General features: G+C 69.0%; 21 protein-coding genes. 13 read left to right on the top strand and 8 right to left on the bottom strand.

Annotation, left to right across the window (positions count from 1 at the left end; genetic code table 11):
• The gene (locus ACGGCP_RS03950; RefSeq protein ID WP_392960684.1) at positions 1-2,106 is read left to right on the top strand and encodes a DivIVA domain-containing protein; all 2,106 of its coding nucleotides are present in this window, start codon (positions 1-3) and stop codon (positions 2,104-2,106) included.
• Between the two features lie 89 nt (positions 2,107-2,195).
• On the opposite strand, the gene ACGGCP_RS03945 is transcribed toward ACGGCP_RS03950, so the two are convergent.
• Positions 2,196-2,414 (bottom strand): hypothetical protein, encoded by a 219-nt coding sequence (locus ACGGCP_RS03945; protein ID WP_392960681.1) that lies wholly within the window; start codon positions 2,412-2,414, stop codon positions 2,196-2,198.
• Positions 2,415-2,543: 129 nt separating this feature from the next.
• Here ACGGCP_RS03945 and ACGGCP_RS03940 point away from each other — a divergent pair, with 129 nt between their 5' ends.
• Positions 2,544-4,109: a Rieske 2Fe-2S domain-containing protein gene (locus ACGGCP_RS03940; RefSeq protein WP_392960679.1), complete on the top strand. Its 1,566-nt coding sequence runs from the start codon at positions 2,544-2,546 to the stop codon at positions 4,107-4,109.
• A gap of 48 nt (positions 4,110-4,157) precedes the next feature.
• On the opposite strand, the gene ACGGCP_RS03935 is transcribed toward ACGGCP_RS03940, so the two are convergent.
• Both ACGGCP_RS03935 and ACGGCP_RS03930 read right to left on the bottom strand, forming a co-directional pair.
• Positions 4,158-4,481: a hypothetical protein gene (locus tag ACGGCP_RS03935; protein ID WP_392960676.1), complete on the bottom strand. Its 324-nt coding sequence runs from the start codon at positions 4,479-4,481 to the stop codon at positions 4,158-4,160.
• Between the two features lie 112 nt (positions 4,482-4,593).
• Complete coding sequence (locus ACGGCP_RS03930; protein WP_392960673.1) at positions 4,594-5,364, bottom strand: TetR/AcrR family transcriptional regulator; 771 nt, start codon at positions 5,362-5,364, stop codon at positions 4,594-4,596.
• 157 nt (positions 5,365-5,521) lie between these two features.
• Between ACGGCP_RS03930 and ACGGCP_RS03925 the strand changes: the two genes are divergently transcribed.
• The 10 genes from ACGGCP_RS03925 to map all read left to right on the top strand — a co-directional run bounded on the left by ACGGCP_RS03925 (position 5,522) and on the right by map (position 17,966).
• Entirely contained in the window at positions 5,522-7,711 is a 2,190-nt protein-coding gene (locus ACGGCP_RS03925; protein ID WP_392960670.1) for an MMPL family transporter, read from the top strand.
• A 217-nt stretch (positions 7,712-7,928) separates the two neighbouring features.
• Positions 7,929-8,930 (top strand): carbohydrate ABC transporter permease, encoded by a 1,002-nt coding sequence (locus ACGGCP_RS03920; RefSeq protein ID WP_392960668.1) that lies wholly within the window; start codon positions 7,929-7,931, stop codon positions 8,928-8,930.
• A complete protein-coding gene (locus ACGGCP_RS03915) occupies positions 8,914-9,807 on the top strand; it encodes a carbohydrate ABC transporter permease (protein WP_392960666.1) in 894 nt (297 codons plus the stop codon). Before ACGGCP_RS03920 ends, ACGGCP_RS03915 begins: the two co-directional genes overlap by 17 nt.
• 43 nt (positions 9,808-9,850) lie before the next feature.
• Complete coding sequence (locus ACGGCP_RS03910) at positions 9,851-11,155, top strand: ABC transporter substrate-binding protein (RefSeq protein ID WP_392960664.1); 1,305 nt, start codon at positions 9,851-9,853, stop codon at positions 11,153-11,155.
• A 197-nt stretch (positions 11,156-11,352) separates the two neighbouring features.
• Positions 11,353-12,198: a formyltetrahydrofolate deformylase gene (gene purU / locus ACGGCP_RS03905; protein WP_392960662.1), complete on the top strand. Its 846-nt coding sequence runs from the start codon at positions 11,353-11,355 to the stop codon at positions 12,196-12,198.
• A gap of 36 nt (positions 12,199-12,234) precedes the next feature.
• Positions 12,235-13,419: a 1-deoxy-D-xylulose-5-phosphate reductoisomerase gene (gene dxr / locus ACGGCP_RS03900; RefSeq protein ID WP_392962016.1), complete on the top strand. Its 1,185-nt coding sequence runs from the start codon at positions 12,235-12,237 to the stop codon at positions 13,417-13,419.
• Between the two features lie 15 nt (positions 13,420-13,434).
• Entirely contained in the window at positions 13,435-14,691 is a 1,257-nt protein-coding gene (locus ACGGCP_RS03895; protein WP_392962013.1) for a M50 family metallopeptidase, read from the top strand.
• A 28-nt stretch (positions 14,692-14,719) separates the two neighbouring features.
• Positions 14,720-15,901 (top strand): flavodoxin-dependent (E)-4-hydroxy-3-methylbut-2-enyl-diphosphate synthase, encoded by a 1,182-nt coding sequence (gene ispG, locus ACGGCP_RS03890; RefSeq protein ID WP_392960660.1) that lies wholly within the window; start codon positions 14,720-14,722, stop codon positions 15,899-15,901.
• A 227-nt stretch (positions 15,902-16,128) separates the two neighbouring features.
• On the top strand, positions 16,129-16,659 hold the full coding sequence (locus tag ACGGCP_RS03885; RefSeq protein WP_392960658.1) for a hypothetical protein: 531 nt from the start codon (positions 16,129-16,131) through the stop codon (positions 16,657-16,659).
• A 410-nt stretch (positions 16,660-17,069) separates the two neighbouring features.
• Positions 17,070-17,966 carry a type I methionyl aminopeptidase gene (map, locus tag ACGGCP_RS03880; RefSeq protein ID WP_392960656.1) on the top strand — a complete coding sequence of 299 codons (897 nt, stop codon included), beginning with the start codon at positions 17,070-17,072 and terminating at the stop codon, positions 17,964-17,966.
• 165 nt (positions 17,967-18,131) lie between these two features.
• Here the strand turns inward: map and ACGGCP_RS03875 are convergent, their stop codons facing one another.
• The 5 genes from ACGGCP_RS03875 to ACGGCP_RS03855 all read right to left on the bottom strand — a co-directional run bounded on the left by ACGGCP_RS03875 (position 18,132) and on the right by ACGGCP_RS03855 (position 23,211).
• Positions 18,132-20,960, bottom strand: coding sequence for an FtsX-like permease family protein (locus ACGGCP_RS03875; RefSeq protein WP_392960654.1), 2,829 nt, complete (start codon positions 20,958-20,960; stop codon positions 18,132-18,134).
• Between the two features lies 1 nt (position 20,961).
• Positions 20,962-21,684 (bottom strand): ABC transporter ATP-binding protein, encoded by a 723-nt coding sequence (locus ACGGCP_RS03870; RefSeq protein ID WP_392960651.1) that lies wholly within the window; start codon positions 21,682-21,684, stop codon positions 20,962-20,964.
• A gap of 19 nt (positions 21,685-21,703) precedes the next feature.
• Positions 21,704-22,297 carry a PadR family transcriptional regulator gene (locus ACGGCP_RS03865; protein ID WP_392960648.1) on the bottom strand — a complete coding sequence of 198 codons (594 nt, stop codon included), beginning with the start codon at positions 22,295-22,297 and terminating at the stop codon, positions 21,704-21,706.
• A 108-nt stretch (positions 22,298-22,405) separates the two neighbouring features.
• Positions 22,406-22,819 carry a DUF4439 domain-containing protein gene (locus ACGGCP_RS03860; protein WP_392960646.1) on the bottom strand — a complete coding sequence of 138 codons (414 nt, stop codon included), beginning with the start codon at positions 22,817-22,819 and terminating at the stop codon, positions 22,406-22,408.
• Positions 22,816-23,211 (bottom strand): hypothetical protein, encoded by a 396-nt coding sequence (locus tag ACGGCP_RS03855; protein ID WP_392960643.1) that lies wholly within the window; start codon positions 23,209-23,211, stop codon positions 22,816-22,818. The genes ACGGCP_RS03860 and ACGGCP_RS03855 overlap by 4 nt, the downstream gene beginning before the upstream one ends.
• 83 nt (positions 23,212-23,294) lie before the next feature.
• Between ACGGCP_RS03855 and rimP the strand changes: the two genes are divergently transcribed.
• On the top strand, positions 23,295-23,756 hold the full coding sequence (rimP, locus tag ACGGCP_RS03850) for a ribosome maturation factor RimP (protein ID WP_392960641.1): 462 nt from the start codon (positions 23,295-23,297) through the stop codon (positions 23,754-23,756).
• The last annotated feature ends 28 nt before the right edge of the window (positions 23,757-23,784 follow it).

The raw sequence follows: 23,784 nt of genomic DNA, 5'->3' as shown, positions 1-23,784 counted from the left end.
GTGGCGAGTCATGGTGACCGGTTCCGGCGCCGGGCGTTGAGCCGGGGCTACAAGGTCGACGAGGTCGACGCGTTCCTCGACCGCGTCGAGGCGACCCTCGCCGGGGAGCCGGTGGGCAGCCCCGTCTCGGCCGACGAGGTGGACGACGTCGTCTTCAGGGTCCGCTTCGGCGGCTACGACGAGTGGCAGGTGGACGTCTACCTCGACCGGGTCGCGCGCCAGCTCGCCGAACTCGAGGAGCGCGGCGTTCTCGGCACCGCCCCCGCCCCCGACTACGGGAAGGCCGAGGTCGGTTCCGCCCCGGCCCCGCCCATGCAGGCGGCCCCCGGGTCGCGACGCGCCCCCGAACCCCAGGCCACGCAGGTCATTCCCGCTGCGACGCAAGCGATCCCCGCGCACGAGATGATGGCCGCCCGCGAGATGGCGCCCCCGCCTCCCGCCCCCGAACCGGTCGGCCGCGGACGCGGCGGCCGCGCCGCCCCGGCCCCCGTCCCCGACAACGAGGGCTTCGGCGACCTGCGCGGCGGCGACGACGAGGGCTTCGGCTTCCTCGCCGGCCCTCCCGGCGACGACTACGACGACCCGTTCGCGAAGCGCGGCGGGGCGAACCACGGGCCCGGCGCGGAGCGCGGCGGCCAGGACTTCGGCCGCGGTCAGGACTTCGGTCCCGGCCAGGGTGACTTCGGCCGCGGCGGGCAGGGCGACTTCGGTCCGCCCCGCGACGACTTCGGCCCGGGCCAGGGCGACTTCGGCGGCCGCGGTGCCAACGGCAGCAACGGCTTCGGCCCGCGCGGCGGCGCCCCTGAGCCGGCGTTCGGCAACGAGTACGGCGCCCCTGAGCCAGCGTTCGGCAACGAGTACGGGGCCCCGCGCGGTCCCGAGCCGGTCCGCAACGACTTCGCGCCGCCCACGCAGGCGGTGCCCCGCGCCGGGATGCCGATGCACGACGGCCCGCAGGCCGGTCCGATCCCGCACGGCGCCACCGAGCAGCTCCCGCTCCAGTCCGATCCGCGTCGAGGCGGTTTCGCCCCCAACGACGTCCCCGGCGGACCGTTCGGGCAGAACGACGGTGGTTTCGGCCAGCAGAGCGCGCCGAACGACGGTCCCGGCTACGGGCCCAACGAGGGTGTCTACGGGCAGGGCCGCCGGTCCGCCCCCGAGCCCGCCCCCGGTTTCGGCGCGGCCTACAACGACGACGAGTTCAGCGACACCGGGAGCCGCCGCGGCATGCCGCAGCAGCCCCCGATGCAGCAGCCGCCCATGCAGGGCGGCCATCAGGGCCCGCCGTCAGGCGCGATCCCGCGCGCCGACCGCTACGGCCAGCCCGAGCCCGAGCCGATGCCGCCCGCGGCGCCGACCCAGGCGATCCCGCAGAGCCTCGTCAACGGCATGGGGCAGAATCCGATGGGTCGCCCTGAACCGCAGCAGTCCGACCCGTACGGGGCCCCGCGCGGCCGCGACTACGGGCCGCAGGGCGGCGGTTTCGGACAGCAGGGCGGCCAGCCCGAGGACACCGGCTACGGCCGCCGCGCCGCCGCGCCGAGCCCGCCCATGCAGCAGCAGGGCTTCGACCGCGGCCCGCAACAGCACGAGCCGACGGGCGGCTTCGGCGGCCCCGCCGGACCGCCTCCCGGTCCCGCCGACGGCGGATTCGCCCCGCCCGCGCCCCCGGTCGACCCGACCGGCGGTTTCGGACAGCAGGGCGCCCCGCGCGGCGCGGCGACCCCGCCGGACTTCGGCCGCCGCAACCCGTACGAGGGCCGCGGCGCGTTCGAGGCCCCCGGCCGCCACGGCCGCGAGGAGATGACGACCGAGATGCGGGCGTCCGACTCCCCGTTCACCCCGGACGACGTGCAGCGGCTTGAGCAGATGCGCCGGGCCTTCCAGCCCCGCCGCTTCGGCTCCGGCTACGACCCCAGCCAGGTGGACCAGATGTTCGACGCGGTCTCCGCGGCGATGACCGGGCGCAACCCGGTCCCGCTCTCGGACCGCGAGCTCGACACGAGCCAGTTCTCCCTGGTCCAGGGCGGGTACTTCGAAGCCGAAGTGGACTCGGCGCTGCGCGAGGTGCGCGAGATGTTCGCCCGCCGCGGCATGATGCACTAGCACGAAGACGCACAGAAGGGGCGGGTCCGCGATCGCGGACCCGCCCCTTCGACGTTCGTTGCCCGAGCGCTGCGCGCTCCGGGCGGGGCCTAGCGCAGGCCGGTCTTGCGCATCCAGGCGTCGGTGACGATGACGCTCAGGAGCACCAGGACGGTGATGCCGATGAAGACGTCCTCGATCCAGCCCTGGTGGTTGCCGAACAGGTACGCCAGGTTGATGACGATGGCGACGCTCAGCGCGGTGTACAGGGCCTTGCGGCTGGTGGGCTTGCGCTGCGCGGGCGAGAGCACCTGCTCTTCTGCGGCCATGTGACTTCCTCCGAGGTCTGCGTTGTTCAGGCACAGTCTCGCACGCCACAAGGACGAACGTCCCAGCCCCGCCGGAGCTGTGACTTGTAGAGTTGAGGCGTCGTCGTCCTCAAGTCCGGAAGGGTCACTGTGCGAATCACCGGTACTGGCCACGCCAGCATGTTCATCGAGACCGCCGCGGGGTCGATCCTGTGCGATCCCTGGGTGAACCCCGCCTACTTCGCCTCCTGGTTCCCCTTCCCCGACAACTCGCAGCTCGACTGGGACACGCTCGGCCAGGCCGACTACCTGTACGTCTCGCACCTGCACCGCGACCACTTCGACGAGGAGAACCTCTCGGAGCACATCAGCAAGGACACGACGGTCCTGCTGCCCGAGTACCCGACCTCGGAGCTGGAGAACGAGCTGCGGGCCCTGGGCTTCCACAAGTTCATCAAGACCGTCTCCGAGGAGATCGTGGAGCTCCCCGGCGGCGTCAAGGTCATGATCCAGGCGCTCACGAGCCCCACAGACGGCCCCATCGGCGACTCGTCGCTGTGGGTCGAGGACGCCGACGGCACTCGCATGCTCAACCAGAACGACGCGCGCCCCACGGACATGAGCGTGTTCCTGCAGCACGGCAAGATCCACGCCCACCTGCTGCAGTTCTCGGGCGCGATCTGGTTCCCGATGGTCTACGAGCTGCCCGACAACGCCAAGCGCGCCTTCGGGAAGCAGAAGCGCGAGCGCGGCTTCGACCGCTCCCTGCGCTACATCGACGACGTCAAGGGCGACTGGGTCTTCCCGATCGCGGGCCCGCCGTGCTTCCTCGACGACTCGCTGTACCAGTTCAACGACGTGTTCGGCGACGAGGGCAACATCTTCCCCGACCAGATGGCCTATGTGGACTGGCTGGAGGAGCAGGGCCGCAAGCAGAACATCATCCTGCTGCCCGGTTCGGTGGCCGAGGTCAGCGCGGACGGCTCCGCTTCGGTCGTGCACCCGGTCGACGACCTGCGCGAGTGGTTCGACAACAAGAAGCAGCACCTCGACGAGTACAAGGAGCGGATGCAGCCGCGCCTCGAAGCGGAGAAGGCCTCCTGGTCGCATCCGGAGATCGACGTCCTCGAGACGCTGCGCGAGCGCATCGAGCCGCTCATGGAGTCGGCCGAGCACATCGCCACCGGCATCGGCGGCCCCGTCCGCTTCGACCTGACCGCGGCCGACTCCGACGAGGTCGTCGAGTCGATCGTGTTCGACTTCCTCGAGCGCAAGATCTACCCCGACGACGGCGCGAAGGTCCGCTACCGCTTCCGCACCGAGCGGCGCCTCATCGAGCACCTGCTGCACATCCGCGAGGTCGACTGGGTCAACTCGCTGTTCCTCTCGTGCCGCTTCACGGCCGCGCGCATCGGCCAGTACAACGAGTACGTGTACGCGTTCTTCAAGTGCCTCTCCGAGGAGCGCCTGCAGTACGCCGAGGGCTGGTACGCCGAGCAGCGCCCCGACGACGAGGACATCACGGTGCAGGGCTGGCAGTTCCAGCGCCGCTGCCCGCACCTCAAGGCCGACCTGTCGGTGTTCGGCAAGGTCGAGGACGGGGTCCTCACCTGCCAGATGCACGGCTGGAAGTGGAACCTCAAGTCCGGCAAGTGCATGACGAGCGTCGGGCACGACATCCGCTCCTGCCCTGCGGAAGAGGCGCCCGCCTCCTAGGACACGGCGAAGGCCCGGACCGGTGCGGTCCGGGCCTTTCGCGTGTCGTCAGTGGAGGCACCTGCCGGCGGCGAAGCCCCACCGCTCGTTGAACCAGAGGCCGAGCCAGACGTCGTCGGTGAAGCCGCACGCCGTGTAGAGCTCGCCGTCGACGTACAGGCAGTTCCACTCGTAGTCGACGCCCGGCTGCATCTTGCCGAGGCTGTCGAACGAGACGCCCGGTCCGTCCCTGACGTGGACGTCGTCTGCCGAAGTGGCCGCCACGCAGTCCTGTTCCGCCGCGGCGGTGCCCGCGGCGGACGCCGACGCCGTGCCGCCGAATACGAGCGCGACCGTTGCGCCGATCGCCAGCGCCGTGTTCCGGTACGCCATCGCGTCCCCCTCCCCGGGCCGGCCCGGCGGCCGGGCCCGGTCTCCAGTGTCGGGTCCGGGCGGGCCGCAGAAGACTGGACGCCGGGAAAGGCGATGTCGGGTTCCGGACCGTTCAGCCTTCGATGCCGAAGTCGCGCATCATGGCGATGATCTGGGTCTTGTAGAACTCGTCGACGTTGTCCTGGACGGGCAGGTTCCCGAAGGCCTCCATGACGACCAGGCCGAAGACGCGCACCCAGGCCGAGGTGAACGTGAACACCCATGCGAGCGGGATCTCCTCGCCGACGATGAACTGGGAGCACTTCTCCATGAGCTCGGTCTTGAGCGATTCGGAGATATCGGGCATCTCGATCGGCCCGGCGGCCTGGACGGCGCCGCTCTCGGTGAGCCTGTAGAACGCGGCCATCTCGCGCCCGCACAGCTGCGAGTGCTCCAGGGACTTCTGGAGCACCGGGTCGAGCACCTCCAGGGTCCCGTCCTGGACGCGGCCGCCGACCGACATGGCGTTGCCGCCCTCGGGGAACGAGATCATGAGCTCGAACTCGCGCCGGTTGGACACCGCCCAGTCCCGGAAGGCCCACACCCAGGCCTTCATCCGTTCGAGGTGCGCCTCAGGCGGCGATGCGTCCATCGCCTTGCGCGTTTCGGCGATAAGTTCGTCGTAGAGGTCGCAGCACAGCTCCATGAGGAGCGCGTCGAGGCTGTCGAAGTAGCGGTAGAGCGCTGCAGCCGTGACGCCGACGTCGCGGGCGATGGCCCGCAGTGAGATACCGCTGGGGCCGTGCTCGAGCAGCTGGCTCCTGGCGCTCGCCTTGATCTCGGCGATCGTCTCGGCGCGCATCCGTTCGCGACGGGACGGGCCTCCCGCGGTGTTCGAAGTCACTGCTCTCCTCAGGCTACAACTTAGTTAACGGTGTTGACTCGTCTATGGGCGTTTATTAAAGTGAACACCGTTAGCTAACTAATCAACGCTCACCATCCTACCGCCGGACGCCCCTCGCGCACCAGCGGTCAGCGCCTCACCATTTTTGGAGAAGCACATGTACTCCCTGCTAGGCAGAGCGGTCATCAAGGCCCGCTGGTTCATCGTCGCCGGGATCGCGGCCGTCTTCGCGATCGGAGCGACCTGGGGGCTTGGCGTGTTCGACGAGTTCACCGACGGAGGATACGTCTCCCAGGAGTCGCAGTCGGTGCTCGACGCCGAGGCGATCGAGGAGGAGTTCGGCTCCACCGGCGCCGAGGTCGTGGTCCTGTACGAGTCCGAGACGCTGACCGCGGACGACCCGGCGTTCGCCGCGGCCGTCGAGAGCGCGGTCGAGGAGATCGACGCGATCGACGAGGTCGAGAGCGTCACCTCCTACTACAGCACCCAGCTGCCGTCGTTCGTGTCCGAGGACGGGCACGCCACCTACGCCGCGGTCTCGCTGGCGGGCTCCTCCGACGAGGCGCAGGCCGAGGTCTTCGAGACGATCGAGGACCAGCTGCGGGACGCGGGGGACACCGACGACCTCACCGTGTCGCTCGGCGGCGGCGCCGCGATCTTCGCCGACCTCAACGAGCAGGTGCAGCACGACCTGGAGATCGCCGAGATGATCTCGATGCCGATCCTGCTGCTCATCATGATCGTGGTCTTCGGCGCGCTCGTGGCCGCCTCGCTGCCGCTGCTCATCGGCGGCATGTCGATCCTCGGCGGCTTCGCGATCACCCGCGTCATCACCGAGTTCACCGACGTCTCGGTCTTCGCGGCCAACGTCATCACCATCATCGGCCTCGGCATGTCGATCGACTACTCGCTCTTCGTGCTGCGCCGGTTCCGTGAGGAACTCGAAAAGTACAGTCGTGAGGAGCTCGCGGCCGGGCCCGCGAAGCGGGTCGCCGTGCTCAACACCGTCGCGACGGCTGGTCGCACCGTCATGGTCTCCGGCGTCATCATCGTCCTGTCGATGGGCGGCCTGCTCCTGGTGGACGTGCCGTTCCTGCACGGCATCGCCTACGGCGTCATGTCGGCCGTCGGCGTCGCGATGCTCTCGGCGCTCGTGGCGCTGCCCGCGCTCCTGTACCTGCTCGGCCACCGCGTCGACAAGGGCCGCCTGCCCTGGCGCAAGGACAAGCAGCCCAAGACCGACACCGGGTTCTGGCACGGCCTCGCGGCCGGCGTGATGCGCCGCCCGGTGCTGGTGCTGCTGCCGGTCCTCGCGTTCATGGCGCTGCTGGCCAGCCCGATCCTCGGCGTCCAGTTCGGCGGCGTGGACGAGCGCGACATGCCGAAGGACTCGGAGTCGCGAGTGGTCACCGAGACGATCGCCGCCGACTTCCCCGGCGGGGACGAGGAACGGTTCCAGGTCATGGTCACCGGTGGCCAAGAAGCGGCCGACGAGGCCGTCGCGGCCCTCCTGGAGCTCGACAACGTCGACGACGTCCTGCCCGCCGCCCCGCCGACCGCCGACGCGTTCCTGTTCGACGTCCTCTACGACCTCGACCCGTTCAGCGCCGACGCCCGCGCCCTCATCGAGGACGCCCGCGCGATCGAGGTCGACGGCGCCGACCTGTACGTGACCGGCGGCGCCTCCGACCGGGTCGACATGCTCGACGCGATCGGCGAGGGCCTGCCCTACATGCTCGGCTACATCGTCATCGTGACGATGGTGGTCCTCTTCCTGGCCTTCGGCTCGATCGTGCTGCCGATCAAGGCGGTCCTGATGAACGCCGTGTCGCTCGGCGCGGCCCTGGGCATCGTGGTGTGGATCTTCCAGGAGGGCCACCTCTCGGACCTGCTGGGCTTCACGCCCTCGGGCTACATCGACCCGTCGAACCTGCTGCTCATGATCGCGCTGCTCTTCGCCCTCGCCACCGACTACGAGGTCTTCCTGCTCTCGCGGGTGCGCGAGGAGTGGGACCGGGGCGCGGACAACCGCACCGCCGTCCTGCGCGGCATGCAGTCCACGGGCTCGATCATCACCGCCGCGGCGCTGATCCTCATCGTGGTGGTGGGCGCGTTCGCGTTCAGCGGCATCACCTTCATGAAGATGATCGGCCTGGGCATGGCCATCGCGATCTTCCTCGACGCGACCGTGGTCCGGATGCTGCTCGTGCCCGCCACGATGCGCCTCCTGGGCCGCGCGAACTGGTGGGTCCCGGGCCCGCTCGGGAAGCTGTACTCCAAGTACGGCCTCAAGGAGGGCGACGACTCGGTCGCCCCCGTCGCGGACCGGCCGCACGCGCACGTCTGAGGCCTGAACCTCCACTAGGGAACCCACGGCCCGCCCGGTCTGCACCGGGCGGGCCGACTCGTGTTGCGGGGGCGGTCAAAGTGCTATGCGGGAACGTTCCCACTCCGCGACCTGAAAGATATCCAGGAATTTAAGTTGAAGCATTGACAAGAGGCAAGCGGTTGCATAGCCTGATGTGATCTAGGAGCCAACCCCCTCCGAAAGGTCCCAAAACCTTATGACCGACAACGATGTCGCTGTGGTGCGCCCGAAGCAGCGCAGCTCGGGAGCACCCCCCGGGCCCGCCGTCTCCGCGCCCCCGCCGAGCCCCCAGCGGGCCCGCAGGAGGACCGGCGCGTCCATCCGCTCCCGCGAGCGATGGGCCGCACTGGGATTCCTCTCCCCGTGGCTGATCGGCCTCCTGGCCATCACCATCGGACCCATGATCGCCTCGTTCTACCTCTCGTTCACCGACTACAGCCTCGGCTACGGCGAATGGGTCGGCGGCGAGAACTACGCGCGGATGTTCGAAGACCCGCGCCTGGCCAACGCCATCAAGGTCACCGCCGTCTACACCTTCGTGTCGGTGCCCCTCCAGCTCGCCGCCGCGCTCCTCCTCGCGATCGTCCTCGACCGCGGCCTGCGCGGCATGGCGTTCTACCGCTCGATCTTCTACCTGCCCTCGCTGCTCGGCGGCTCCGTCGCCATCGCGATCATGTGGCGCCAGGTCTTCGGCACCGAAGGCCTCGTCAACCAGGTGCTCGCCATCTTCGGCATCCAAGGCGAAGGCTGGGTCTCCCACCCCGACTACGCCCTCGGCACCCTGATCATCCTGCACGTGTGGACCTTCGGCTCACCGATGATCATCTTCCTGGCGGGCCTGCGGCAGATCCCCACCATGTACTACGAGGCCGCCAAGATCGACGGCGCCGGCGTCATGCAGCGCTTCGTGAGCGTCACGCTCCCGCTGCTGACCCCCATCATCTTCTTCAACCTCGTGCTGCAGATCATCAACTCGTTCCAGTCCTTCACGCAGGCGTTCATCATCTCCAGCGGCAAGGGCGGCCCGGCCGACTCCACGATGTTCCTCACGCTGTACCTCTACGACCAGGGCTTCACCCAGTTCGACATGGGGTACGCCTCGGCCATCGCCTGGCTCCTGCTGGCCATCATCGCGATCTTCACCGCGCTCAACTTCCTGATGTCGAAATTCTGGGTGTTCTATGGCGACAATGACTGAGACTCCGACCCCCGCGCCGCCCCGGCCGCGCGCCAAGCAGGGCGCGGCCACCGTCGGGCTCAAGCGCTTCGTCTTCCACCTGCTGCTCATCGCCGCCGCGATGGTCATGATCTACCCGCTGCTGTGGATGCTCTCGGCCAGCCTCAAGCCGCTCGACGAGATCTTCTCCGACCCCGGCCTCATCCCCTCCAGCTGGGAGTGGGGCAACTATGCGGACGGCTGGAACGCCCTGCCGCACCCGTTCGAGAAGTACATCTGGAACTCCACGGTCATCGTCGCCGGATCAATCCTCGGCAACCTGGTGTCCTGCTCCATGGCCGCCTACGCCTTCGCACGGCTCCGGTTCCCCATGCGCGGCATGCTCTTCGCGATCATGCTCGGCACCATCATGCTGCCGATCCACGTCGTGATCATCCCGCAGTACATCCTGTTCAACAACCTCGGCTGGGTCGACACCTTCTGGCCCCTCATCGTGCCGAAGCTGCTGGCCACCGACGCGTTCTTCGTCTTCCTCATGGTCCAGTTCATCCGCGGCCTCCCCAAGGAGCTCGACGAGGCCGCCTCGATCGACGGCTGCGGCTACTGGGGCACCTACTTCCGCGTCATCATGCCGCTGTGCATGCCCGCGCTGGCGACCACCGCAATCTTCACGTTCATCTGGACCTGGAACGACTTCTACTCGCAGCTGATCTACCTGCGCGACGTCGACCTCCAGACCGTCCCGCTGGCGCTGCGCCTGTTCATGGACTCGACGGGCACCACCAACTGGGGCGCGCTCTTCGCGATGTCTATTGTGGCACTTGGCCCGATCTTCGGGTTCTTCCTCGCCGGCCAGCGCTACCTCGTCCGGGGTATCGCCACCACCGGCATCAAGTAAATCCGGCAACCAACCCTCACAAAGTCCTGAAAGGACACTGACGATGAAGTCAACCAACCCCTCGGGCGTGTCTCGGAGAACGCTCGCCAAAGCAGGGATCTTCGGCGCCGCCACCGCACCCCTCCTCGCGGCCTGCGGCAACGGCGGCGGCGGAGCCGAGAAGGGCGACGGCGAACTGGACTTCTGGTGGTGGGGCTCCGACCCCCGCCACGAGTACACCCAGAAGATCGTCGACGCCTTCCTCGCCAAGAACGACGGCATCACGATCAAGCCCAGCCCCAACGAGTTCGACTCCTACTGGGACGCCCTGAACGTCTCGGTCTCGGGCGGCAACGCGCCGGACGTCCTCCAGCAGGACGAGCGCTACCTGCGCGACTACGCCGACAAGAACGCCCTCCTGGCGATCGAGGACCTCGACATCGACCTCTCGAACATCGAGGAGGGGACGCTCGCCACCGGCCAGTTCGAAGGCAAGACCTACGGCATCCCCACCGGCGTCAACGCGCTGGCGCTGCTGGTCAACCCGGCCCTCGTCACGGCGGCGGGCGTCGCCATGCCCGACGACAAGACATGGACCTGGGCCGACTTCATGCAGTTCACCACCGACATCTCCAAGTCGGGCGCGGCGATCGGCAACTCGGCCATCACCTACTCGAACGAGTCGCTGTTCAACGTCTTCGCCCGCCAGCGCGGCGAGTCGCTGTACACCGACGACGGCAAGCTCGGCTTCACCGAGCCCACCATGAACGCCTGGTGGCAGATGGTGCTCGACATGCGCGACTCCGGGGCCATCCCGGACGCCAGCACGATCGTCGAGTCGTTCGCGGCGGGCCAGGACCAGGCCCCGCTCGCGACCGGGACCGGCGCCACCGAGTTCTACTGGACCAACCAGATCGGCGCGATCCAGAAGGTGCTCGGCTCCGACCTGGTGCTGCTGCGCGTCCCCGGCGAGTCCGAGAACCAGCCGGGCCTGTACCTGAAGTCGGCCATGTACTGGTCGGTCTCGCGCTCGGTCTCCGACAAGGCGGCCGCGAGCAAGCTCGTGGACTTCCTGCTCAACAGCGACGAGTCGCTCGACCTCATGCTCGGCGACCGGGGCCTGCCCTCGAACACCGCGCAGCGCGAGCGCATCCTGCCGATGCTCCCGCCGGACCAGAAGCTCGGCGCGGACTACATCGCGGCGCTGACCCCGGACCTGGGCGAGGGCCCGGTCGTGCCGCCGATCGGCTCGGGCACCGCCGCGGACATCATGCTCGGCGTGTTCGAGACGCTCATCTTCGACGACACCACGGTGGAGGAGACCACCGCGGCGTTCATGGAGCAGCTGAGCGCGGAAATCGGCGCTTAGAGTGAGTTGACAATCACACAGAGCGAGTTGCAATAGAGGTCGAAGGGCGAACCCGAAAGAGTCCGCCCTTCCTCCTTGCCCGGAGCCTTTCGCGCTTCCACGCGGAGCGGCCGGGACGAAAAGCGACACCCCGTGACAACCCGTCCGTGACGGAAGTCGATTGTCGCCCGTCCCGACCGCTCCGTATCATTGGTAGGATGACCAGCCAGTTCGTGCTCACGCTCTCGTGCCCCGACCGCCTCGGCATCGTGTACGCCGTCTCGGGTTTCCTCACCCGCCGCGACGCCAACATCGAGGACTCCCAGCAGTTCTCCGAGCACGCGTCCGGACGCTTCTTCATGCGAGTGGAGTTCAACACCGCTGCGCAGCGCGACGAACTGGCCGTGGGTTTCGCCGAGATCGCCCGCGAATTCGACATGGACTGGCAGCTCCACGACCGCGCCGTCAAGCGCCGCGTCCTCATCATGGCCTCCAAGCAGGGCCACTGCCTCAACGACCTGCTCTACCGCTTCCGCATCGGGGCTCTCCACGGCGAAGCCGCCGCCGTCGTCTCCAACCACCCCGACTGGGCCGACCTCGCCGCCTCCTCGGGCGTCCCCTTCCACTACCTGCCCGTCGGCCCCGCCGGCAAGGCCGCGCAGGAGCAGCAGATCCTCGACCTCATCGAGGAGGAGCGCATCGACACCGTCGTGCTCGCCCGCTACATGCAGATCCTCTCCTCCGACTTCTGCGCCAAGCTCCCCGGCAAGATCCTCAACATCCACCACTCGTTCCTGCCGAGCTTCAAGGGCGCCAAGCCCTACCACCAGGCCCACGCCCGCGGCGTCAAGCTCATCGGCGCGACCTGCCACTACGTCACCGCCGACCTCGACGAAGGCCCCATCATCGACCAGGAGGTCGCCCGCGTCGACCACGCCCACAGCCCCGACGAGCTGGTGGCCGCCGGACGCGACCTCGAATCGACCTGCCTCGCCCGCGGCCTGGCCGCCCACCTGGACGACCGCGTCATCATCAACGGCACGAAGACCGTCGTATTCCGGTAGCGGATAATGGCGCGCGTGACTGACCAACGCGAGATCGTGCTCCTGGGGTCCACGGGCTCCATCGGGACGCAGGCCATCGACATCGTCCGCGCCAACCCCGACCGCTTCCGCGTCGTCGGCATCGGCGCGGGCGGCGCCAACCCGGCGCTCCTGGCCGAGCAGGCCGTCGAGCTCGGCGTCGACGTCGTCGCGGTCGCCGACGCCACCGCGCTCGAAGCCGTCCAGCTGCGCCTGTTCGCGGCCGCCACCAAGGCGGGCTGGACCTCCGGCGACGCCCGCATGCCGAAGCTCATCGCGGGCCGCAGCGCCATGTCCGACCTCGCCGCCTGGCCCTGCGACACCGTCCTGAACGGCATCAACGGCTCCATCGGCCTCGAGCCGACCCTCGCCGCGCTCAAAGCGGGACGCCAAGTGGCCCTTGCCAACAAGGAGTCCCTCGTCGCGGGCGGCCCGCTCGTGCGGGAGGTCGCCAAGCCCGGTCAGCTCGTGCCCGTCGACTCCGAGCACTCCGCGCTCGCGCAGTGCCTGCGGTCGGGTTCGATGGAGCGGGTCGCGAAGCTCGTGCTCACCGCCTCCGGCGGCCCGTTCCGCGGCAAGTCGCGCGCCGAGCTCGCCGAGGTCACCGTCGACCAGGCGCTCGCGCACCCGACCTGGGCGATGGGCCCGGTCGTCACGATCAACTCCGCGACCATGGTCAACAAGGCCCTCGAGGTGATCGAGGCCCACGAGCTCTTCGACGTCCCCTACGAGGACATCGAGGTGGTCGTGCACCCGCAGTCGGTGATCCACTCGATGGTCGAGTTCGCCGACGGCTCGACGATCGCCCAAGCCTCCCCGCCGGACATGCGCCTGCCCATCGGCCATGCGCTCGCCTGGCCCGACCGCCTCCCCGGTTCCGCGAAGCCCGTCGACTGGACACAGGCGGCCGACTGGCACTTCGAGCCTCTCGACGAGACGGCGTTCCCGGCCGTCGGCCTCGCCAAGGACGCCGGCCGCGCCGGCGGCCTCATGCCCGCCGTCTACAACGCCGCCAACGAGGAAGCCGTCTCGGCCTTCCGCGACGGGCGGCTCCCGTTCCTCGGCATCGTCGACACGATCGAAGCCGTCCTCGCCGCCGCTCCGAAGTTCGAGCGACCCTCCAGTGTCGCAGACGTACTCGAAGCGGAGAAGTGGGCGCGTGCGTGCGCCCGACGGCTAGTGTTGGACGCGTCCGAGCGTTAGAAGGAGACCGACTTGCTGGCCTACATCACCGGGATCGTCCTGTTCGCGTTGGCGATCCTCATCTCCGTGAGCCTGCACGAATTCGGCCACATGCTCACGGCCAAGGGCTTCGGCATGAAGGTCACCCGCTACTTCGTGGGCTTCGGCCCGACCCTGTGGTCCTTCCGCAAGGGCGAGACGGAGTACGGCCTCAAGGGCATCCCGCTCGGCGGCTTCGTCAAGATCGTCGGCATGACCCCGCTCGAGGAGGACGAGGAAGAGCTCGACGATAAGGACAAGAAGCGCGTCTTCTGGCGCAAGCCCCTGTGGCAGCGCACCGTCGTCCTCGCGGCGGGCTCGGTCACGCACTTCATCATCGGCTTCATCGCGCTGTGGATCCTCGTCTCCTTCGTCGGTATCGCCAACCCGGCCGCCGCGGCGTCGTACGAGAAGTCTGAGCAGAACACGATCGTCGACGTCTCGGAATGCGTCCCGCCCGCGGACGCGACCGCGGACTTCGAGTGCTCTGCAGCCGACCAGCCGGGCCCGGCCTATGCCGCCGGAATCCAGAACGGCGACGAGATCGAGTCGGTCGACGGCAAGGCCGTGACCGACTGGACATCGCTGGTCGCCGCCGTCTCCGATCTGACCCCGGAGGAGCCGGTCGACGTCACCGTTGAGCGCGACGGCGCCGAGGAAACGTACTCGGTCACTCCGTACTCTTCTGAGGTCGAGCTGGAGGACGGCACCACGCAGACCGTGGCGCGACTGGGAGTCACCCCCTATGTCGATCCGACCATCAGCCCCGTTCTTGATGTCGGTCCGATCCAGGGGGTCGGTGAAACTATCACCTACACCGGCGACATGTTCAAGGAGACGTTCATCGCGCTCGGGCAGCTGCCCTCGAAGATCGCGCCGCTGTGGGACGCGATCATGGGCGAAGAGCGCAGCGCCGACTCGCCGGTCTCCGTGGTAGGTGCGTCACGGCTCGGAGGCGAGATGGTCCAGCACGACCAGTGGGCGATGTTCTTCATGCTCCTGGTGGTCCTGAACTACTTCATCGGCATCTTCAACCTGCTGCCGCTCCTGCCGATGGACGGCGGGCACATCGCGATCGCCTGGTACGAGAAAGCCCGCTCCTGGATCGCGCTAAAGCGAGGAAAGGTCGACCCTGGGCGTGTCGACTACATGAAGCTCATGCCGCTGACCTACGCTGTCATCGTCCTCCTGGGCGGCTTCATGCTGCTGACGATCACGGCTGACATCGTCAACCCGATCACTATCTTCAACTAACCCGCGAATCAAGGTGGAAACTAGCCACATGACCGCAGTGAACCTCGGTATCCCCACCAAGCGCCACGACCACGACATCGAGCCGCTCGCCCCGCGCCGCAAGACCCGGCAGCTCAACGTCGGCGGCGTCCTCGTGGGCGGCGGCGCGCCCATCAGCGTCCAGTCGATGACCACCACCCGGACCTCGGACATCGGCGCGACGCTGCAGCAGATCGCCGAGCTCACCGCCACCGGCTGCAACATCGTCCGCGTCGCGTGTCCCACCCAGGACGACGCCGACGCGCTCAAGGTCATCGCGAAGCAGTCGCAGATCCCGGTCATCGCGGACATCCACTTCCAGCCGAAGTACGTGTTCGCCGCGATCGACGCCGGATGCGCCGCCGTGCGCGTCAACCCCGGCAACATCAAGCAGTTCGACGACCGCGTCGGCGAGATCGCCAAGGCCGCGAAGGACGCCGGGACGCCGATCCGCATCGGCGTCAACGCCGGCTCGCTCGACAAGCGCCTGCTCAAGAAGTACGGCAAGGCCACCCCGGAGGCGCTGGTCGAGTCCGCGCTGTGGGAGGCCTCGTTGTTCGAGGAGCACGACTTCCGCGACATCAAGATCTCGGTCAAGCACAACGACCCGGTCGTCATGATCAAGGCCTACCGGCTCCTGTCCCAGCAGTGCGAGTACCCGCTGCACCTGGGCGTCACCGAGGCCGGGCCCGCCTTCCAGGGCACCATCAAGTCCGCCGCCGCGTTCGGCGCGCTGCTCGCCGAGGGCATCGGCGACACCATCCGCGTCTCCCTCTCGGCTCCCCCCGTGGAGGAGGTCAAGGTCGGCAACCAGATCCTGGAGTCGATGGGCCTGAAGGAACGCGGCCTGGAGATCGTCTCGTGCCCGTCGTGCGGTCGCGCCCAGGTCGACGTGTACACGCTCGCCGAGCAGGTCACGGCCGGTCTGGAAGGCCTGCCCGTGCCGCTGCGCGTGGCCGTCATGGGCTGCGTCGTCAACGGCCCCGGCGAGGCCCGCGAAGCCGACCTCGGCGTCGCCAGCGGCAACGGCAAGGGCCAGATCTTCGTCAAAGGCGAGGTCATCCGCACCGTGCCCGAGTCGCAGATCGTGGAGACGCTCATCGAAGAGGCGATCAAGCTCGCTGAGGCGATGGGCGCGGACCTCCCCGACGAGCTCAAGGACCTCGCAGGACCGGTCGTCTCGGTTCACTAGCAGAACTGTCGGATCGCCGACTGCACGGTCGGCGATCCTTCTCTACGCTGGTGCATAGCGCCAGCTGAGGCCGTCCCCGAATCAGACAAAGCGATCATATTGTGCGAAATTCCACAAAGATGACTCCAGGGGATTCCGCCGAAGCGCCGTCCGGTGCCGCGCATAATGACTTCCGTGCGTGTCATACGCAGCCCGGAGGCTGCGTCCGCGAAAGGGGAGCGACCGGCATGGGGAAGTTCGAGCGACAGATTTCCGAGGGCGTCACCAAGTACTACTGGTACCCAGGCGAGAAGGTCGACTGGATCAGGGGCGCGCTGACCGTCCTCGGCGGCGGCCTCCTGTTCTTCCTGATCTACGTGGTCACCAAGAACAGCCTCCTCGCCGCCGTCGTCTCCGGCACCGCCGTCCAAGCGGTCGTCGGCGCCTACCTCGGCCGCCGCGACGCCGCCGGCCTCTCCGAGTTCCACGACCCCGCGACCGAGCGCCGCGAAGCGGTCGTCGACGGCACCCGCGCCGCCTGGCGCGGCACGCTGCAGGGCCTGCTGTGCGCCGGCTCGGCGATGCTCGTGCTCAACATGCCGCACTCGGGGTTCCTCGCCGACTGGGTCCTGCCGTTCGTCCCCTCGATCATCGGCGCGCTCGCCCACTCGGGCGGGATGCTGTGGGAGCGCCTGGCGCAGGAGGTCTCCACCGCCGACATGGAAGCGGCGGCCGAAGCCGACGCGGAGGAGCCCACCAAGGAGCTCGAAGCCGCCTGACCTCATCGTTCGCCAAGGCCCGCAGTCGAACCGGCTGCGGGCCTTCGCGTGCTCGGGGGAGGAGCGTTGGTGAGCCGACGCGGGGCGACTGCACGCCGCCTGGGTTGGACAGGCGGGGCGCTCGACCATCGGAGGTGTCGTACACCGCGCGCCCGGCCGGAGCCGGGCCCGCGGATCTCCGGAGGGAGCCGCGCCCCGCGCCGGCTCGGTAGGAAAAGCCTCGCGGGGTCCCGGTCGGCCCCGCTCCGAACAGGTCAGACACGGGTTCGCCGGTGCTCCCAGAATGCTGCCTGGCGCCCCGGAACGCAAGAGGTTTTCACGCCCGACGCCGCGATTTGTACGCGTCGTCTCGGTAACGGAGCACCACCGCGGCACCAAGCCGCGCCCGCCCCCCAAGTTAGGCTTGGCGGATGGAAACCCGTCCCGCGCTGCGCCCAGGCAGGCAGAGCCCCCGCAGGAGCGTCCCCGACGCCATCGAACGCCCCGAGTACGTCGGCAAGCCCGCGCCCTCCCCGTTCACCGGCTCGGAAGTGAAGGACGCCGAGACGATCGAGCGGATGCGCGTCGCCGGGCGCATCGCCGCCGACGCCCTCGAGACCGTCGGCAAGGCCGTCGCTCCGGGCGTCACCACCGACGAGCTCGACCGGATCGTCCACGAATACCTGTGCGACCTCGGCGCGTACCCTTCGACGCTCGGCTACCGCGAGTACCCGAAGTCCTGCTGCACCTCGCTCAACGAGGTCATCTGCCACGGCATCCCCGACTCCACCGTGGTCGAGGACGGCGACATCGTCAACATCGACATCACCGCGTTCATCGGCGGCGTCCACGGCGACTGCAACGCCACGTTCCTCGCCGGGGACGTCTCGCAGGAGGCGCGCGACCTCGTCGAACGCACCTGGACGGCCACGTGGCGCGGCATCAAGGCCGTCAAGCCCGGCCGCCAGCTCAACGTCGTCGGCAAGGTCATCGAGGCCTACGCGAACCGCTTCGGCTACGGCGTGGTCCGCCAGTTCACCGGCCACGGCATCGGCACCGCGTTCCACTCCGGCCTCTATGTGCCGCACTACGACAACCCCGACCTCGACGTCGAGATCGAGACCGGCATGACCTTCACGATCGAGCCGATGATCAACCTCGGCACCGCCGCGCACGAGATGTGGGACGACGGCTGGACCGCCGTCACCCGCGACCGCAAGTGGACCGCCCAGTTCGAGCACACCCTGCTCGTCACCGACGACGGCTTCGAGATCCTCACCATGCCCTCCAGCGGCGTCCCGGCGGGCACGCCCGAGACTCAGCGCTGACAACCATGCGCTGAGCTGTGGCACCGGGCTCCTACCCTGAGCGGGGCGGCGCCGGTCAGTGAGATGCCGATGTCTCCGAGGGGTTGAGCCGGCGCCGCTCCTCAACGGACAGACCAAGGGCCCCAGAGCATTCGCTCTGGGGCCCTCAGCCTTCCTCGGAGAGCGCTACGTCAGCCGCCGCTCGCTCGGGAGCCGCGCCTTCGTGAAGACGAGCGCCCCGACCGCGGCCAGGACCGGCACGGCCACCAGCATGATCGCGAAGCTCGCCCACGGCAGCTCCCAGCCGTACAGCGTCTGGTACGGGTACTGGTTCGTCAGCGGGCGGTTGAGCGCCTCGCGGATCAGCGCGTACCCGATCAGCCCGGCGAACGTGCCGAGGATCGTGCCGAACAGGGCGATCATCGTCGTCTGCCACATCGCGAACCGCTTGCGCAGACCCGGCGCCGCGCCGACCGCGCCGAGCGTGGTCATGTCCTTCTTCTGCTCGGCGATGATGAGCCCGGTGGACACCGCCGTCGACCCGAGGGTGATGAGCGCGCACAGCCCGGCCACCGCCAGCATCATGTAGAACGTGCCCGGGTCGTTGTAGTCGGTGACCTCGAAGCTCGCGAAGACCGAGTCGTCGGAGAGCTCGGCCCGCATGTCAGCCGAGACCGCCTCGTCGAGCGGGCCGTCGATCGCGGTGGAGGTCTCGACCAGGTACCGCTGCGACCACTCGGACGGGACCATGCCGACCTGCTCGGCCGCGCCCGGGCTGAACAGGACCTTGGCGTAGCCCAGCAGGTCCTTGTCGACGGCCATCGCGGGCACCGCAACCTCGTAGCGCTTCGGCTCCGGCTCCGGGCCCTCTTCGACGAATTCCGAGACCTCCTGTGTGAACACCACGGTGCCCTCGTCGGTCACCGCCCACGGGTCGGAGACGAGGACGCCGCCGTCCTCCAGGACCGCCACCGCCGCGTCGAGCTCGTCGCCCTCCAAGCCGGTGTAGGCCGCGACCACCGCCGGATCGGTCGTGGACGGGACGTCGTACATCCCGTACCCGTACGAGTCCCACTGCTCGTCGCAGCGCGGATCCGTCCGGGCCTCCTCCACGGCCGCCGCGATCTCCTCCTCGGTCTCGGGCATGGTCTCCCAGTACGAGCACATGTTCTCGTCCGGGCGGCTGAACTGGATGAAGCAGTAGAGCTCCGCGCCGGCCGCGAAGTCCCCTTCCCGGCCGCACGTCTCCGACTCGCCCACGAGGTTCACCGCGACCAGGTCGACATCGTCGAGATGCTTCTCCAGCCGCGTCTCGGTCTCCGCCAAGGCCGCGTCCCAAGCGGGCTCGCCGACGGGCTCGCCGGTCTCGGGGTCGTACTCGGCATTGTTGTGCAGCAGCAGCGACGCGGTGCCCTGCGGCAGCAGCCGCTCCTGGGCCGCCTCGTTGCGCACGTTGTCGGCGGCCACGGTCAGCGTGAACGCCATGCCGCCCGCGACGACGCCGAGGACGGCGGCGATGGCGGGGGCGGCCGAGCCGCGGTTGCGTCCAGCCTCGCGCAGCGCCATGCGCGGCGCCAGCGGCATCCAGCGGCCGAGCTTCGCCGTCGCCGACAACAGCGCCGGCGTGCACGCGACCAGGCCCAGCTGCAGCATGACGATCGCGGCCGCCATGAGCGGCATGTTCCAGATGGAGATGCCCGCGAAGCCCGCGACGAGCCCGCCCGCGACCATGGCCAGGCCGATGATGAGCCAGACCCGGGAGCTCTTGCGACCCAGCGTGCGCCCCATGAGGGCCGCGACCACGTTGACGCGCGAGGCGCTGACCGCCGCGGCGAGCGCCGAGAGCAGACCCGTGCAGATCGCCGCGACGACGAGCACACCCTGCAGCCACGGCAGCACCTGCACGCCCGGCGTGCGGTACCCGACGAGCTGCTCCAGCCACGGCCTCCCGGCCGCGACCAGACCGACGCCCAGGATCACCGCGGCGAGCGCCGCGAGGATCCCGAACAGGATCCCGCCCGCGAGCACGACCCCGCGGATCTGGCTCGGCGTCGCCCCGTTCGCGCTCATGAGCGCGAACTCACGCGTGCGCCGCTTGGCGCTGATCGCGAACGCCGGTCCGGCGAGGAGCACGACCTCCATGACCACGGTCACGATGATGAGCGCGTAGATGGTGAGCGTGAACTCGTCCATCGAGGTCGAGTAATACGAGTCGTCGGGGGACGAGGGCGGGACGTCGAACAGCGAGGCCGCCCAGACCGTCAGCCCGGACTCGTTGAGCCGCAACGCGTCCTCGTGCGTGATCTGCTCGGGCGTGTCGACCAGCCAGCCCATGGTGGAGTCGGGGAAGAACGAGGCGACCGCGTACCGGTCGTTGATGCCCCACGGGATCTCCACGATCCCGCTGACCTCGTGCTCCTCGGTCGTGATCCCGGTGACGAACGTGACCGAGTCGCCCACGCCCACACCGAGGTACGAGGCCGCGTCCTCGCTGAGGGCAACCTCGTCGCGGATCGGCGCCCCGCCGTCGAGGTACGTGATCCCGGCGGCCTCGTAGGCCGGGTCGGTCAGGTCGTAGCCCAGGACCTCGATCTCGCCGACCCCGTTCGGGGTCTCGACCTCCGCGCGCTCCTCGCCGCCGTTCCAGAAGCCGTACGGCGTGATCCGGGAGCCGACCGGGAGGGCGTTCAGTATTTCCGCCTCGGAGATCCCGGGCGGCTCCTTCCCTTCCTCCCAGTCCGCCTCCCACCACGGGTACTGCTCGCGCCACGTGTACTGGACCAGCGGCTCGCCCGGGTACGCCTCCTCGATGTACCCGTCGTTCTCGCCGACGTACTGGTCGTAGGTCTCCTCCTCGTTCAGCGTCGTCGTGTCGTACGCGGAAGCACCGATCGCGACGCCGAGGAGCGGGAGGCCCAGGAGTGTGATCGACAGCGCCGACCGTCCCTTGTAGCGCAGGGCTTCGCGGCGCGCGATCCTGAAGGCGAGACGCTGGCTCGCCAGGAATCGGCCCACGCTACGAACCCGCGCCTTCGAGCAGGCTGTCCGCACCGGCAAGCGGCGCAGACGAATCCACGATGCGCCCGTCACGCAGGAACACCACCCGGTCGGCCCAGCCCGCATGTCTGGCGTCGTGGGTGACGAGGAGTCCGGCGGCTCCGGCGTCGCAGCGGCGGCGCAGGAGTTTGAGGACTTCTTCGCCGGTGTGGGAGTCGAGGGCGCCGGTGGGTTCGTCGGCGAGGACGAGGCGGCGTTCGCCGATCAACGCGCGGGCGATGGCGACGCGTTGGGCTTGGCCGCCCGAGATCTCGTCGGGGAAGCGGTCGGCCTGTTTGGTGTCGAGGCCGACTTCTTCGAGGGCGGCGAGGGCGAGCTTGCGGGCCTTGCCTGCGGAGAGCCCGTCGAGTTCCAAAGGCAGGGCGGCGTTCTCGGCGGCGGTCAGGGACGGGACGAGGTTGTAGTCCTGGAAGACGTAGCCGACGCTGCGCCTGCGGAGTCCGGCGAGCTTCTTCTTGTTCAACGATGCGAGGACGGTGCCTTCGACGAGGACTTCGCCTGTGGTGGGGGCGTCGAGGCCTCCGGCGAGGTTGAGGAGGGTCGACTTGCCGGACCCGGAGGGGCCCATGATGGCGACGAGTTCACCGGCGTCGATGGTGAGCTCGGCGTCGACGAGGGCGTGGACGAGGTTCTCGCCGGAGCCGTGGGTGCGGCTCACGCCTTTCAAGTGCAGAACGGTCATGGGGGTACCGCGTTCTCTCTCAGATGGTTCGGGAACTGTCGAATTCAGTGTTCGCGTCGGCCGAGTCCGGCTCGCCGACCGCGAAAGGGAACGGCACGGGCAGCTCCGCGCGGGCCACGACGGCCTCGGTGTGGTCGAGCCAGCGGATCTCCGCCTCGGCCCGGAAGATCATCGACTCCAGCACGAGCTTCCAGGCCAGCTCCGCGTCGTCCTCGGCCGCCTTCAGCCGCGTGTACTCCTGCAGCAGCCGCAGCGTCGCGGACCGCTGCCGCTGGATGACGTCGGCGACGTCCACGCCCGGCGTGGTCACCGCCAGCGCCAGCTTGATCGTGAGCTCGTCGCGCGGCCGGTCGGCGGCCTGCACCGGGGACGCGAACCAGCCGGCCAGGTGGCGGCGGCCGGTGTCGGTGATCCGGTACGGGCGCTGGCCGGACTCGTTCTCCGGGAGGGCTTCGACGAGCGCGTCGCGTTCGAGCCGGTTGAGGGTGGTGTAGACCTGTCCGATGTTGAGCGGCCAGGTGTTCCCCGTGGCGCTCTCGAACGCGGCCCGCAGTTGGTAGCCGTAGGCGGGTCCCCGTTCGAGCAGCGCGAGGAGGCTGTGCTTGACACTCATGTGCACCTCGTATCGCTACTAGACCTCTCCACGTGGAGAGATACCGAGTATGGCATAGCTGGTATGCAGCTCGGGGATACGGGGTATTGAATGCTCGGCTGTGGTCGTCTACTCGGGGCGGCCGGGCCAGGGGTCGGCGGCGGACTGGCCGACCGCGAGCCGCCAGCGCGCGAGCGTCACAGCGGAGTCGCCGTACATGCGCAGGCAGAGCTCGCGCTCGTGCGGCTCGGTCGAGACGACTCCGGCGCGCCACGTGCTGGTCACGTTCGTCTCGATCGCGAGGAGCAGGTCCTGCGCGGCGGCGGCGTCGGCGATCGGGTCGATGTCGTAGCCCGCCAGGGACGGGGCCGCTTCGAGGCCGTGCTCGTCGTAGAAGTCCAGGAGCGCGTCGCGGCGGGCGCGGTGCTCGGCCTCGAGCTCTTCGGCGATCCAGCGCGGGTCGCCGTCGAGGTGCACCGTGGCGGCGCTGTAGGCGTAGATGGCCGCGTACTCGGCGGCGAGTCCGGTGTCGACGACGGTCATGCGAGCACCGCCGCGTGGGCGGCGCGGCAGGCCGCGATCTCCCCGAGGACGACGGCGTAGTCCGAGTCCGTGCTGAGGCAGGCCGCGCCCGCCTCTTCGCTTGCGGCCGTTTCGGCTTCGGCGAGCGCGGCGGCGTCCGCCGGGAGCTCGCCGGTCTCGTCGGCGATCGCATTGGGCTTCAGGAGACGCTCCAATGTGGCGGCGTGGGTGCGGTGGTCCTCGGCGAAGTCGCCGAACCCCAGTTCGTCGGCGGCCGCTGCGAGCGTGCGCGCGGTGCGGAGCGCGGCGGTGAGGTCCGCGTCTGCAGTGGTGATGTGCGCCGTCTCCCGGGTGCATCCGGCGGCCGTGATTACGGCCGCCCCGACCAGGAGTCCGCGTCGGGTCGTGAACACACACCCAGTTTCCCAGGCTGCCTTTCCATTCTGTCTCCGGGCGGTTAATCTCGGCCGAACAGGCAACCGGAGGGGGAGTACGCATGGGTTCTGAGCGGCAAGCCGAGGTGGAGGCGATCCTGGCGCCGGCAGTGGCCAAGATCGGTTTCGATCTCGAAGGGCTGCAAGTCACCAAGGCCGGACGGCGGCTGCTCGTCCGCGTCCTGGTCGACAAGGACGGCGGGATCAGTCTGGACGATGTGGCGGTTGTCTCGAAAGCCTGCTCGAAGGCCCTGGACGAGTCGGACTCCACGGGCGGGCCCTTCGCCGACACCGCATATACCCTGGAAGTGTCCTCGCCGGGCGTGGACCGTCCGCTGACCGAGCCTCGGCACTGGCGGCGTAATATTGGGCGCTTGGTAGCCGTGAACATCGGGGAGGAGCCCTTCACTGGGCGCGTCACGGCCGCCAGCGAGCGGGGGATTGAACTAGAAGCCGACGGCGTGCGCCGCTCGGCTACCTATGCCGAGCTGGGGCCCGGCAAGGTGCAGATCGAGCTGAGATGAGCGTCTGCTCGAAGACGCGGCTCGCACG

Source organism: Glycomyces sp. NPDC048151 (assembly GCF_043202775.1).
In the GTDB taxonomy this organism is placed as follows: Bacteria; Actinomycetota; Actinomycetes; order Mycobacteriales; family Micromonosporaceae; genus Glycomyces.
This window is presented reverse-complemented; position numbering and strand designations above follow the sequence as displayed.

Bases quoted from the DNA above. Each gene is read 5' to 3' on its own strand.
- ACGGCP_RS03945 (WP_392960681.1), bottom strand. From the start codon at position 2,414: ATGGCCGCAGAAGAGCAGGTGCTCTCGCCCGCGCAGCGCAAGCCCACC.
- ACGGCP_RS03935 (WP_392960676.1), bottom strand. From the start codon at position 4,481: ATGGCGTACCGGAACACGGCGCTGGCGATCGGCGCAACGGTCGCGCTC.
- ACGGCP_RS03925 (WP_392960670.1), top strand. From the start codon at position 5,522: ATGTACTCCCTGCTAGGCAGAGCGGTCATCAAGGCCCGCTGGTTCATC.
- ACGGCP_RS03920 (WP_392960668.1), top strand. From the start codon at position 7,929: ATGACCGACAACGATGTCGCTGTGGTGCGCCCGAAGCAGCGCAGCTCG.
- ACGGCP_RS03915 (WP_392960666.1), top strand. From the start codon at position 8,914: ATGGCGACAATGACTGAGACTCCGACCCCCGCGCCGCCCCGGCCGCGC.
- ACGGCP_RS03910 (WP_392960664.1), top strand. From the start codon at position 9,851: ATGAAGTCAACCAACCCCTCGGGCGTGTCTCGGAGAACGCTCGCCAAA.
- purU (WP_392960662.1), top strand. From the start codon at position 11,353: ATGACCAGCCAGTTCGTGCTCACGCTCTCGTGCCCCGACCGCCTCGGC.
- ispG (WP_392960660.1), top strand. From the start codon at position 14,720: ATGACCGCAGTGAACCTCGGTATCCCCACCAAGCGCCACGACCACGAC.
- ACGGCP_RS03885 (WP_392960658.1), top strand. From the start codon at position 16,129: ATGGGGAAGTTCGAGCGACAGATTTCCGAGGGCGTCACCAAGTACTAC.
- map (WP_392960656.1), top strand. From the start codon at position 17,070: ATGGAAACCCGTCCCGCGCTGCGCCCAGGCAGGCAGAGCCCCCGCAGG.
- ACGGCP_RS03870 (WP_392960651.1), bottom strand. From the start codon at position 21,684: ATGACCGTTCTGCACTTGAAAGGCGTGAGCCGCACCCACGGCTCCGGC.
- ACGGCP_RS03865 (WP_392960648.1), bottom strand. From the start codon at position 22,297: ATGAGTGTCAAGCACAGCCTCCTCGCGCTGCTCGAACGGGGACCCGCC.
- ACGGCP_RS03860 (WP_392960646.1), bottom strand. From the start codon at position 22,819: ATGACCGTCGTCGACACCGGACTCGCCGCCGAGTACGCGGCCATCTAC.
- rimP (WP_392960641.1), top strand. From the start codon at position 23,295: ATGGGTTCTGAGCGGCAAGCCGAGGTGGAGGCGATCCTGGCGCCGGCA.